Source organism: Alcanivorax sp. S6407 (assembly GCF_023016115.1).
Lineage (GTDB): Bacteria > Pseudomonadota > Gammaproteobacteria > Pseudomonadales > Alcanivoracaceae > Alcanivorax.
The window spans coordinates 523,675-536,058 of the sequence record NZ_JALKBH010000002.1 but is presented as its reverse complement, the minus strand read 5'-3'; the positions used below and the strand labels follow the sequence as shown (position 1 = coordinate 536,058).

At 59.6% G+C, this 12,384-nt stretch carries 9 protein-coding genes; 8 read left to right on the top strand and 1 reads right to left on the bottom strand.

Features of this window, described 5'->3' with window-relative positions; genetic code table 11:
• Window position 1: 1 nt before the first annotated feature.
• From ispG to MWU49_RS05575, 8 genes are all read left to right on the top strand, one after another.
• A complete protein-coding gene (gene ispG / locus MWU49_RS05610) occupies window positions 2-1,120 on the top strand; it encodes a flavodoxin-dependent (E)-4-hydroxy-3-methylbut-2-enyl-diphosphate synthase (protein ID WP_246969221.1) in 1,119 nt (372 codons plus the stop codon).
• A 137-nt stretch (window positions 1,121-1,257) separates the two neighbouring features.
• Window positions 1,258-2,496 (top strand): histidine--tRNA ligase, encoded by a 1,239-nt coding sequence (gene hisS / locus MWU49_RS05605; RefSeq protein ID WP_246970732.1) that lies wholly within the window; start codon window positions 1,258-1,260, stop codon window positions 2,494-2,496.
• A gap of 253 nt (window positions 2,497-2,749) precedes the next feature.
• Window positions 2,750-3,385 (top strand): tetratricopeptide repeat protein, encoded by a 636-nt coding sequence (locus MWU49_RS05600; RefSeq protein WP_246969219.1) that lies wholly within the window; start codon window positions 2,750-2,752, stop codon window positions 3,383-3,385.
• Window positions 3,386-3,396: 11 nt separating this feature from the next.
• A complete protein-coding gene (gene bamB / locus MWU49_RS05595) occupies window positions 3,397-4,587 on the top strand; it encodes an outer membrane protein assembly factor BamB (protein WP_246969217.1) in 1,191 nt (396 codons plus the stop codon).
• 157 nt (window positions 4,588-4,744) lie between these two features.
• Window positions 4,745-6,151, top strand: a complete 1,407-nt coding sequence (gene der, locus MWU49_RS05590; protein WP_246969215.1) for a ribosome biogenesis GTPase Der — start codon at window positions 4,745-4,747, stop codon at window positions 6,149-6,151.
• An 89-nt stretch (window positions 6,152-6,240) separates the two neighbouring features.
• Window positions 6,241-8,292, top strand: coding sequence for a TonB-dependent receptor (locus MWU49_RS05585; protein WP_246969213.1), 2,052 nt, complete (start codon window positions 6,241-6,243; stop codon window positions 8,290-8,292).
• A 31-nt stretch (window positions 8,293-8,323) separates the two neighbouring features.
• Complete coding sequence (locus tag MWU49_RS05580) at window positions 8,324-9,151, top strand: hypothetical protein (protein ID WP_246969211.1); 828 nt, start codon at window positions 8,324-8,326, stop codon at window positions 9,149-9,151.
• Complete coding sequence (locus MWU49_RS05575) at window positions 9,148-11,067, top strand: ATP-binding protein (RefSeq protein ID WP_246969208.1); 1,920 nt, start codon at window positions 9,148-9,150, stop codon at window positions 11,065-11,067. Before MWU49_RS05580 ends, MWU49_RS05575 begins: the two co-directional genes overlap by 4 nt.
• Here MWU49_RS05575 and xseA read toward each other — a convergent pair.
• On the bottom strand, window positions 11,012-12,370 hold the full coding sequence (gene xseA, locus MWU49_RS05570; RefSeq protein WP_246969205.1) for an exodeoxyribonuclease VII large subunit: 1,359 nt from the start codon (window positions 12,368-12,370) through the stop codon (window positions 11,012-11,014). The two genes, MWU49_RS05575 and xseA, sit on opposite strands and share 56 nt — an antisense overlap.
• Window positions 12,371-12,384: the final 14 nt, after the last annotated feature.

The following is a 12,384-nucleotide window of genomic DNA, read 5'->3' as shown; positions in this document are numbered from 1 at the left end:
CATGGAACCGGAAGTCAAAATCGAGCGCCGCAAGACCCGGCAGATCTTTGTCGGCAAGGTGCCGGTGGGCGGTGACGCGCCTATCTCCGTACAGAGCATGACCAATACCGAAACCTGTGATGTGGCGGCCACGGTAGGCCAGATCCAGCGTCTGCAGGATGCCGGTGTGGATATTGTGCGAGTGTCCGTGCCCAGCATGGAGGCCGCAGACGCCTTCGGTGAGATTCGAAAACGGGTGGATGTGCCGCTGGTGGCGGACATTCACTACGACTACAAGATCGCTCTGGCAGTAGCCGAAAAGGGCGTGGATTGCCTGCGTATCAATCCCGGCAACATCGGCCGCGAAGATCGCATCAAGGCGGTGATCCAGTGCGCGAAAGACAAGGGCATTCCGATTCGCATCGGCGTCAATGCCGGTTCTCTGGAAAAGGAACTGCAGCGCAAATACGGCGAACCTACCTCCGATGCGCTGGTGGAATCGGCCCTGCGCCATGTGGATATTCTTGATCGCCATGACTTTCAGGACTTCAAGGTCAGCGTCAAGGCGTCCAATGTGTTCATGACCCTGCAGGCCTACCGGAAACTCTCGCAACAGATTGAACAGCCGCTTCATCTCGGTGTGACCGAGGCGGGGACGTTCCGCTCCGGTACGGTGAAATCTGCAGTGGCGCTGGGTTCGCTGCTAATGGAAGGGATTGGCGATACCATCCGTATTTCCCTGGCGGCGGATCCGGTGGAAGAAGTGCGCGTAGGCTTCGATATTCTCAAGAGCCTTAACCTGCGCAAGAAAGGCGTGAACATTATCGCCTGCCCCAGCTGTTCGCGACAGAACTTTGACGTGATCAAGACCGTCAACGAGCTGGAGGCGCGGCTGGAAGACATCAATGAGTCTGTGGATCTGGCGGTGATTGGCTGCCTGGTCAACGGCCCCGGCGAAGCCCGTGAGGCTGATGTGGGCCTGACTGGCGGCACCCCCAACAATCTTTCGTACCTGAATGGCGAAAAAAGCCATCACGTCACCAAGGAAGACCTGGTGGACGAGCTGGAACGGATGGTGCGGGCCAAGGTGAAGCAGCAGCGCGAAGATGAAGAGAAAGGCATCATCGCAAGAAGTGAATAACTGACGCTGGACGCCGGATGCCCGACGCCGGACGCCATGATGGTGCCTGCGTCGGGCGTTTGGCGTTAGGCGTCCAGCGTTTTGAAGGAAATGCAGTGAGCAAGGCAGTCAATAAAAAGATCACTTCCATCCGCGGGATGAACGACATCCTGCCTGAGCAGACCGGCCTGTGGCAGTGGCTGGAAGACAAGGTGCGTGGTGTGCTGGCCAGCTATGGCTATCAGGAAATCCGCATGCCCATTGTCGAGCAGACTGATCTGTTCAAGCGCAGTATCGGTGAGGTTACCGATATCGTCGAAAAGGAAATGTACACCTTCGATGATCGAAACGGTGACAGCCTGACCTTGCGTCCGGAAGGCACCGCCAGCTGTGTGCGCGCCTGTGAACAGCATGGCTTGCTCTACAACCAGACCCAGCGTCTGTGGTACACCGGCCCCATGTTCCGTCATGAACGTCCTCAGGCCGGTCGCTATCGCCAGTTTCACCAGATCGGGGTGGAAACCTTTGGCATGAACGGTCCGGATATCGACGCCGAAGTCATCCTGATGACGGCCCGACTGTGGCAAGCCCTTGGCCTGGCAGACATGGTGACGCTGGAACTGAATTCCCTGGGCGACAGTGAAGACCGCGCGCGCTATCGTGATGCGCTGGTGGCCTATCTGCAGGAACACGTAGAGCAGATCGACGAGGATTCCCGCAAGCGTATCGAACGTAGTCCGTTGCGCGTACTGGACAGTAAGGATCCGGGCACCCGTGAGGTGCTGGAGAATGCTCCTCAGCTGGCCGATTACCTCAATGAAGAGGCACGCGCGCACTTTGATGGCCTGAAAGCCTTGCTCGATGCTAATGGCATTGCTTATAAAGTGAACCCCTACCTGGTGCGCGGTCTGGACTACTACGGTAAGACCGTGTTCGAGTGGGTCACCGATGCGCTCGGTGCACAGGGCACCGTGTGTGCCGGCGGTCGCTACGACGGCCTGGTGGAACAGCTGGGCGGTAAGCCGACACCGGCAGTGGGCTTCGCCATGGGTGTGGAGCGTCTGATTTTGCTGGTCGAGCAACAAATGCCGGAACTGTCTGCGCCGGTGGACGTCTATGTGATGGCCATGGGTGATGTACTGGCGCCGACCATGACGCTGGCGGAAGAGCTGCGTGATGCGCTGCCGGGCAAGGGGATTCAGCTGCATTGTGGTGGCGGAAGCTTCAAGAGCCAGATGAAAAAGGCCGACCGCAGCGGTGCGGCCGTGGCCCTGATTATCGGCGAAGACGAACTGGCCAATGGCGTGGTGACGGTGAAGCCGCTGCGTGGTCAGGGTGAGCAGGTTCAGGTTGCCCAGGGTGATGTGGCCAATGCGGTGACCTCGCTACTGGGATAAAGACAGCGACAAGCTTTAAGCTGCAAGCTACAAGGCGCGATAGAATGCTGGTGCCGACCGTTATCGTGCTGCCCGCGCTCTGAGCCCGGGCGCGGCGTTGACGGAAATCGAAAAGCACGGCATTTGCCGCGTTGTAGCTTGAAGCTTGTAGCTTGTAGCTTGCTTCCCGGCGTTAAGTCGAACGCCGGGGCACACGAAATAAACAGTCGCCGGAAAGAACGCTTCCGGGTCATAAAAACGAAAGGAGATCAGGGTGGTCGATTACATCCGTGACGAAGAAGAGCAGGCGGAACTGCTCAAGAACTGGTGGAAGGAAAACGGTACGGCCACCATCATTACCATCGTGTTGGCCGTGGCCGCGCTGATTGGCTGGCGTGAATGGCAGGGCTATCAGGGTGAGCAGTCCACGGATGCCTCCAGCCAGTACCAGAGCATGCTGGAGTCGCTGGGTGCGGCGCAGAAAGACGCAGTGACCGAGAAGGCCGATGCCCTGATCGAGGAATACCCGAGCAGTGCCTATGCTGATCACGCCCGTCTGGCCAAGGCCAGCCTGGCGGTATCTGAAGCCGACTACGATGCAGCAGTGACTCTGCTGCAGGAAGTGGCAGATAGCGGTGCCACCGATGCGTTGACCTATACGGCCACCCTGCGTCTGGCCCGTGTTTACCTGCAGCAGCAGGCCTGGGACAAGGCTGAAGCTGTGCTCAAGGGCAAATTCCCGGAAGCCTTTAGCGGCATGGCCCTGGAGCTGCGTGGCGATGCGGCCAAGGGGCAGGGCGATCTGGCTGCCGCCGAGACCCATTATGGCGAGGCTCTGGACGTACTGCAGGACGGTGGAGAAAAGGACCGTGTGCAGATGAAACTTGACGACCTGAAGACCGCTTCCTGAACAGGACTTACATGAAAAACCTTCTGCTTCCCCTGTTGCTGGCTGGCCTTGTGCTGGCCGGCTGCAGCTCCAACCCCAATGCCATTGAACCCAACGATCTGCCCGACTTTGAGGCCAGCTACAAGGTAAAGCGGCTGTGGAGTGAAGGGGTGGGTGATGGCCTGCAGGACAGCCAGTTGACCTTGCGTCCGGCGGTTACCTCTCTGCAGGTTGTAGCCGGTGATGTGGAAGGCCGTGTTTACGCCATCAACCGGGAAACCGGCAAGCGCCAGTGGCGGGTGAAGACCGGGGATCGGATTGCCGGTGGCTTCTACACCGGTTACGGCATGGTCTTGTACGGTACCCGCGAAGGTATGGCGGTGGCGCTGGATGCGGAAACCGGTGACACCCTCTGGAAAACCCAGCTTACCGGGGAGGCGCTGGCCATCCCGGTAAGTGACGGTAACCTGGCGATTTTCCAGACCCAGGACGGCCACATTGCGGCACTGGATGCGGCCACGGGTGAGCAGCGCTGGGATTTTGAGACCCCGCCTCCCACCCTGACGCTGCGTGGTCTGGCTCAGCCGACCATTGCGGGTGACAAGGTGTATGCCGGATTTGCCAATGCCAAGGTGGTGGCACTGGATCTGTCCAGTGGCGCGCCAGTGTGGGAGAAGCGTATTGCGGAAGCCACTGGCCGGTCCGAGCTGGATCGTCTGGTGGATGTGGATGGCAATCTGATCGTGGAAGGTGGTGGTGTTTTCGCTGTCAGCTTCCAGGGCAAGATCGGTGTGCTGGATGCGGATACCGGTCGGTTGTACTGGGAGAAGCCCATGTCCAGCGCCCGCGAGATCAGCACCAGCGGTGCTGGCAGTCTGTTTGTGGCGGACGATGTGGGTGTGGTGAGAGCTGTGGATCAGCGCGGTGGTACCGTGCTGTGGAAGCAGGACAAGCTGTACGGTCGCCGCCTTACCGGTACGGCCTATCAGGGAGGTCTGGTTGCCGCAGGTGATTTTGAGGGCTATATCCACTGGTTGAACGCTGACGATGGCAGCATTGTTGCCCGCAAGCGTCATGATGGGGACGGCTTTGCCGGCACTCCTGTCGCCTATGGTGATGTGCTCTATGTGGTCGGCTTCGACGGCAAGCTGTCCGCTTACCAGCTGAGCCCCCGTAAACCTTCATTCTGGAAGCGTCTGTTCTCTTCGGATAGCGACGAATAACCCTGCTGCCCGGGGGCAGGGAGCGGCTTCGCGCTCATCCCTGTCCTGCGGCGCCCCGCAGGCGGTAGCCGTTGTGCACATAATCCTGTTTTCTTCTCTCCGCCTCTCCCCCTGATTTGCGTTACCATAGCGCCCAAATACTCTTGCAGAGATACCTATGAAGCCGGTTATCGCCCTGGTGGGGCGGCCCAATGTGGGCAAATCCACCCTGTTCAATCGACTCACCCGAACCCGGGATGCTCTGGTAGCAGACTTCCCGGGGCTGACCCGTGACCGCAAATACGGTGATGGCAGACTCGGGGATTACCTCTACACCGTGGTGGATACCGGGGGGATCGGGGAGAACGACGATGGTATCGATGCACCGATGACCGAGCAATCGCTGACTGCGGTGGGTGAGGCGGATCTGGTGCTGTTCATGGTGGATGGCCGTGCCGGGTTGAGCGCAGCGGATGAACAGATCGCCGCGGAACTGCGCAAGCTGCCAAAGCCTGCCTATCTGGTGGTCAACAAGACCGACGGTATCGACCCGGATACCGCCATGGCGGATTTCTACACCCTGGGTATGAACGAGGTGCTGCCCATTGCGGCGGCCCATGGCCGCGGGGTGCGTAGCATGATCGAGACCGTGCTGGAGTCATTCCCTGATCTGGAGCCCTTCTTTGACGAAGACGGCGAGCCCGTGGACACCAATGACGGCAGTATCCGCGTTGCGGTACTTGGTCGCCCCAATGTGGGCAAGTCCACCCTGATCAACCGCATGCTTGGCGAAGAACGGGTGGTGGTGTTTGATCATGCCGGCACCACCCGGGATTCCATCGAAGTGCCGTTCGAACGCATGGACAAGAAGTACACCCTGATCGATACGGCGGGGGTGCGGCGCCGTGGCAAGGTGTTCGAGATGGTGGAAAAATTCTCTGTCATCAAGGCGCTGCAAGCGGTGGAAGCGGCCCAGGTAGTGGTGATCGTGATTGATGCCCGGGAAGGCATCACCGATCAGGATCTGCACCTTTTGGGTTATGTTCTCGATAGTGGCCGAGCGCTTATGATAGCGGTCAACAAGTGGGACGGGCTGGATGCAGACCACAAGGAGCGGGTGCGTATCGAGCTGGGGCGCAGGCTGGAATTTGCCCCTTGGGTAAAGATCAAGTTCATTTCAGCGCTTCATGGTACCGGGGTCGGCGACCTTTGGGGTATGGTGGAAAAAGCTTGGGACAGTGCCTTTATCAAGATCGGCACCAATGAGATGACCCGGATCATGGAGTCGATCCTGGCCGGACATCCGCCGCCACGTAATGGCCGATTCCGTGCCAAGCTGCGTTATGCGCACATGGGTGGCAATAATCCGCCTACCATCGTGTTGCATGGTAATCGCACCGAGGCCTTGCCCAATAGCTACAAGCGTTTTCTCGAGAATCGTTTCCGGGAGGCGTTGAAACTGGAAGGGACGCCCATTCGGTTGGAATTCAAGTCGGGCTCCAACCCCTATGAGGGCAAGAAGAACGTGCTGACCGATCGCCAGGCCCACAAGCGGCGCCGGATGATCAAGCGCATGAAAAAGTAGTTCATCAGGCTCAGGGAGGAGAGGCTATCAAACGACGGGGGATCTGGGGCACCATTGCGCTGACAGCCTTCTCGCCTGCGGGATGGGCGATGGAGCCCATGATGCCGCTCAGCGAGACACCTCCCATGGTGCTGACGCCGGCGCGGGTCAGTCAGCCCCAGTCTGAAGCGCCAGCCAGCGTCACGGTGATCGATCGTAATCTGATTGAGGCCAGTGGCGCCCGCGAACTCTACGAAGTCCTCAAGCTGGTGCCGGGTATGTCTGCCGTCAAGGTGGATGGCAATGTGCCCACCGTGTCCTATCACGCTACCCAGGCCCGGGATGTGCGCCGTATGCTGGTGCTACTGGATGGCCGCAGCCAGTATCAGCCCGGCCTTGCCCGGGTGAACTGGAATGACATGCCGGTAGACATCCAGGACGTGGAGCGTATCGAAGTCACCCGTGGCCCGGCGGCCGCAGCCTACGGCGCCAATGCCTTTGCCGCGGTGATCAATATCATTACCCGCGACCCCCGCGATGTGAGCCGCAACAGCGTTTATCTGGCTGGGGGTAATAACGCCATTCGTGATGGTCGTGCGGCAGCGGCGGGGCAGACTGAAGACATGGCCTGGCGTGCCTCGGTGGCGCGCCGCTCTGACGATGGCTATGACGAACCCTTTGAGGGCAGCAAGCTGCCTGATGCCAAGCGTATTGAAACCCTGAACAGCGAATGGCTGTGGACGGCGAGCGAAAAGAACAGCTTCGGTGTGCAGCTCGGTGGCAGCATGAGCCGGCTGGAGCGAGTGCAGGACAGCGGGATCCAGGACCTGGGTGAGTATCAGCGGGATCCGGTTCAAAACGGCGAACGGGCGTTTCTGCAGATGGAATGGCAGCACGTCTTCAGCCAGACCCACCAGCTGAAACTGACCGCCTATGGTCAATACAACAATGAGGTTACGGACTTTCGGGTCTGTTATCTGGATCCTGCATCCGGGCAGACAGGCCCCGGAGGCGGGCTGTTCTTCTCCAGCGAACTGCGTGATCTCTACCTGGAAAACAACGGTGATCTCAATGCGACTCTGGGCGCCGCGTTTGCCGACCCGGATGTGGTCGCCAGGTATAATGCCTTGCTGGCGGCCGGTAGCGATTTCTGTACCACCAACGAGTTTGATGTTCAGGAAGAGCGTTACGACCTGGAGCTGCAGGACACCCTGCAGATCAATGATCGTCTACGCCTGGTCAGCGGTCTCAATGTCCGTCAGGACCGGGCCGAGTCACAGACCTATCTTTCAGGCACGCAGGACAATCTTAGCTACCGGGCATTTGGCAATTTGTCCGCCGAGGTGGTGCGGAACGTGCTGCTCAACCTGGGCGGTTACTGGGAGCATGATGAGATCAGTGAAACCAACTTCAGCCCCCGTGCCGGGTTGAACTGGCGCTTCCTGCCCGGTCACAGTGTGCGTTACGTCTACTCCGAAGCGATCCGCACTCCGGATATATATGAGGAGAGAGCGCTCACCAATATCGAGGCAATGGATCTCAGTCAGCCCTTCGCCAGTAACACCCAGGGGCTGCTGGGGTGGTCTCCGGCCTATTTCTTCGCAACACAGAGCAGCCCGGGCAGTCAGGTGCCGGAAGAGATTCGTTCCTGGGAGCTGGGTTACTTTGGCCAGTTTCGCATGCTGGATCTGGATGTGCGGTATTTCCAGGAAACCCTCAGCAACCTGCTCAGTGGTCCCATCAATTTTGTGGAATTTGATCCTGCCAATGACGGTAAGGTGACCCATCAGGGTAGCGAGGCGCAGCTCACCTGGCGGCCTTCGGTCAATCATCTGTTTCGTGCCACCGGGGCGCATATCCACACAGACACCAATATCAAGACCGAGACCCGGATGGCGGCAAGGGACAGTGCCAGCGCCCTGTGGTCCTGGCAAATGGCGGAGCGCTGGGGCTTCAGCACCGCTTATTACCTGTTCAATGACTATAATGAAAACACCTTCGAGCGCGTGGATGCGCAGATTCGCTTCCGTCATCAACTGGCTGGCAGCGAAGTGGAATGGAAGGCTGTGGTGCAGCATGCACTGAACAAGGCTCCACTGGTATTTGAGGAAAACCTGTATGCCGAGGACAGGATGTGGCTCGGGATGTCGGTGAGGTTCTGACATGAGAGTTCAACAAGGATGTTGGCTTCTGATGATCTGGCTACTGCTGTCAGCTGCCCCCGCGCATGCCCGGGAAAAACTGAAGGTACATGTTCAGGCTGCCGAGGGGCCCTTCAAGAGCGGTTTCGTCAATGCCTTGCAGGCGGGTAATGCAGATATTCTGCTGGCGCCCTCCGGGGAGGCGGCCGAGATGATCGTTGCCCTTGGTGATGAGGCTTTTTCCCGCTCGGTTCAATTTGGAAAGCCGCTACTGGGCGTTTTTGTCAGTCGTCGTCTGGAGGAAACCCTGCGCCGCAAGGGCTGCCATTGTGCGGCCATCTGGGCGGGAGTGGCACTCAATGACCAGCTGGCCATGCTGCAGTTGATGATGCCGGTGGCCGCCAATGTGGGCATTATCATTGGCAGAAACAGTGCCTGGTCGGAAGGTACCGTACAGGACTACCGGGGTCGCCTTGGCCTGACTCTGTTCAAGGTGGATGACCAGGCGGAGCTGGGCAAGGTGCTGCGTGAGGAACTGGATTCCCTGGATGCATTGTTACTGCCGGTGGACGAATCCCTGTTCGGTCCGGACAGCGCCAAGCTGGTGCTGTTGACCAGCTACCGTCTGCGCCGTCCGGTATTCGGGCCGGAACAAAGCTATGTGCATGCCGGCAGTGCGGCCAGTTTGTTTGCCAGTGGTGGTGATCTGGTTTCGGAGACCCTGATCCAGCTGGAATCCTTTATGGCGCGCAAGCGTTTCCGTCGCTCCGGGTTTGTACATACTCCTTCCGTTATCGTTAATGAGCATGTGGCCAACAGTTTCGATATGCGCTTCCATGATTCCGAGGCCCTGCGCTCGGCCCTGGAGGTGATGCCGTGAATCTGGGGACGGGCATTCGCAAACAGCTGCAGCTGCTGGGGGTGGTGCCAGCCCTGTTCATGCTTGGCCTGTTGCTGGTGGCACTGACCTGGCAGCGTTTCGAAGATGCTGACCGTGACCTGCAGGCACTGGGTGGTTTCATGGCCTCGCAGCTGGCGTCCTCCTCGGAATACGGGGTGCTGGCGGGCAACTACAGTGATCTGCGCCGCCAGGCCCAGCTGGCCATGCAACAGGCGGATCTGCAATACGTGGTATTCCGGGACAATGAAGGCAAGGTGTTGCTTTACGAAGGTCGCCAGGACCGGGTGCCCGGTAGCAGTATTATCGAATTTCATTCCGGTATTTACCGGCAGCCGTTACTGGACACCGAGACCATGAGCGTGTCCGCCAATGGCGGAGATTCTCCGGTGCGGATTGGTGAAGTGGTGCTCGGCATGTCCAGTTCCCGCTTGCTGGCAAGACAGAAGGAAATTCTGCTGGCCAGTCTGATTCCGGCCATGTCGGCGATGATTCTTGGCCTGTGGATTGCCCACTATCTCGCGCGCCAGATTGCCTCACCGCTGAATTATCTATCCGGCCTGCTGCGTACCCTGCGCGGCGGAGACTATCACGTACGAGGAACCAGCGAGCTGCAGGGGGAGCTGGGCGATTTGCAGAGCGACATCAACCAGTTGGCGAGCAGTCTGGAGGAGGCGCGGGTCGACCAGCAGAGCGCCATCAATGAATTGCAGGCAGCACATAAACAGGCACAGACCGCCAGCCAGGCAAAAAGTGATTTTCTGGCCATGATGAGCCATGAGCTGCGCACCCCCATGAACGGGGTGCTGGGCATGCTGCAATTGCTGGAGCAGACCCGGCAGAGTGAGGAGCAGCATGAGTACACCCAGGTGGCACTGGAATCCACCGGCCACCTGCTTGATGTGATCAACGACATCCTCGATTTTTCCCGCATCGAAGCCGGGCGTATGGATCTGGATCCGGTATTTTTCGAGCTGGAGCCGCTGCTGGACAATTGCCTGTCTACTTTCCGCTATCTGGCGGAGAAAAAAGGGTTGTACCTGAAACTGGAAAAGGACTCCCTGATTGCGGGGCGGCTGGTGCGTACGGATCCCACCCGTTTGCGTCAGGTGCTGAACAACCTGATTTCCAATGCCATCAAGTTTACCAACGAGGGTGGTATCACCGTGGCAGCCAGTACTCACCAGGTGAGGGAAGACTGGCTGGACGTGAAGCTGTCGGTTACCGACACCGGCATCGGCATTCCCGAGGACAAGCAGTCGCGGCTGTTCCAGGCGTTCTCCCAGGTGGATTCATCCACTTCCCGGCGTTTCGGTGGCACGGGTCTGGGGTTGGCCATTGCTCGGCGCCTCAGTGAAATGCTCGGTGGTACCCTGACTCTTTCAAGCTCCGAGGGGGGTGGCAGTACCTTCACGGTGGCCTTGCGGCTGTTCTTCCGCAGCGATATCACTGATGACCGTGAAGTGGTGCTGATCGGTCATGAAGAGGAGCCGCATACTCTTCACGGGCTGGTACTGCTGGTGGAGGACAACGAGGTCAATCTGATGGTAGCGCGCCGCATTCTCGAGCAGATGGGGGTCACGGTGGTGACAGCCATGAATGGTCGGGAAGCCCTGACCAAGGCCGAGCAGCGGGATTTCGACTGTATCCTGATGGATGTACAGATGCCGGTCATGGATGGCATGGAGGCCACTCGCCGCCTTCGCCAGTGGGAGCGTGAGCAGGGCAGGGTGCCCATGCCGGTGGTGGCTCTCACGGCCAACGCCATGGAAGAAGAGCGCGAGCGCTGCCTGGCTGCGGGCATGAATGCCCACGTGGCCAAGCCCTTCCGGCGTCAGCAGCTTAGTCGGGTGCTGACCCCGTATCTGACCCCTGAACGTGCTCAATCCGGGCGCTGAATTCGCCGTCTTTCAGCCGGGTGGTGACCGTATCGCCCGGCTTCAGCTGGTTCACTGAACGCACCGCCTGCTTGCCCTTGAAGCTGATGCTGTAGCCCCTGGCCAGGGTCTGTAACGGGCTGGCGGTGTCGAGCCGCTTGCTGAGATTGCCCAGTTGGATCTGTTGCTGCTGAAGGCGTTGCAGCACGGGTTGTGGCAGCCGTTGTTCCAGATTGGCCAGCCGTTGCTGGCGGTCTTCCAGTAGCCGTTGCGGTGATACCCGGGCCAGCCGCTGCTGCACCGGCATCAACTGGCTTTCGGCCAGCCGCAACTGATGTCGAATCTGTCGTTGCAGGCGCGCCTGCAGTTCATCCAGTCGCTGGCTGCTTTGATCCAGGTGATGGCGTGGGGAGCGTAGTCGCTGGGTCAGGTGGCGCAGGCGGTCTTTGGGATTGCGTAGCTGCTGGGCCATCACCCACTTCAGGCGCCTTTGCAGTGCCGCGAAGCGCTGGGTCACTGTGGACAGGTCCGGGCTGACCAGCTCGGCAGCCGCGGAGGGGGTGGGGGCGCGCAGGTCGGCGGCGAAGTCGGTGAGGCCGGTATCCACTTCGTGACCCACCGCGGACACGATGGGCAGTGGACAAGCTGCCACCGCCCGGGTCAAAGCCTCGTCATTGAAGGCCCACAGGTCCTCGAGGGAGCCGCCACCGCGGCCAATGATCAGCACATCACATTCATTGCGCTGGATGGCAAGTTGCAGGGCCTGGCGCAGCTGGGCAGGGGCATCGGCGCCCTGTACTGCTGCCGGGTAGATGACCACCGGAATGGACGGGCAGCGCCGTTTCAGTACCTGCAGGATGTCGCGGATGGCGGCCCCGCTGGGTGAGGTGATCACGCCGATCTGGTTGGGCCAGGCGGGCAGGGGTTGCTTGCGCTCCTGGGCAAACAGGCCCTCGGCCTGCAGTTGTGCCTTGAGAGCATCAAACTGCGCCTTGAGTGCCCCCTGGCCGGCGGGCTCCATGTGTTCCACCACGATCTGGAAGTTGCCGCGGGGCACATACAGCGTGACTTTGGCGCGTACCAGCACCTGCTGGCCATTCTGCGGGTTGAAATCCACCAGCCTGTTACGGTTTCGAAACATGGCGCCGCTAATCTGGGCCCGTGAATCCTTGAGGCTGAAATACCAGTGGCCGGAAGAGGGTCGGGACAGATTGGACAGCTCGCCCTGCAGCCAGATCAGCGGAAAGGAGCCTTCCAGCAGGCCCTGGGCTTCCAGGTTCAGCTGGCTGATGGAGAGGGGGTCGGTACGCGATGAAAAGCTCATCGCGGGAGAGTAGC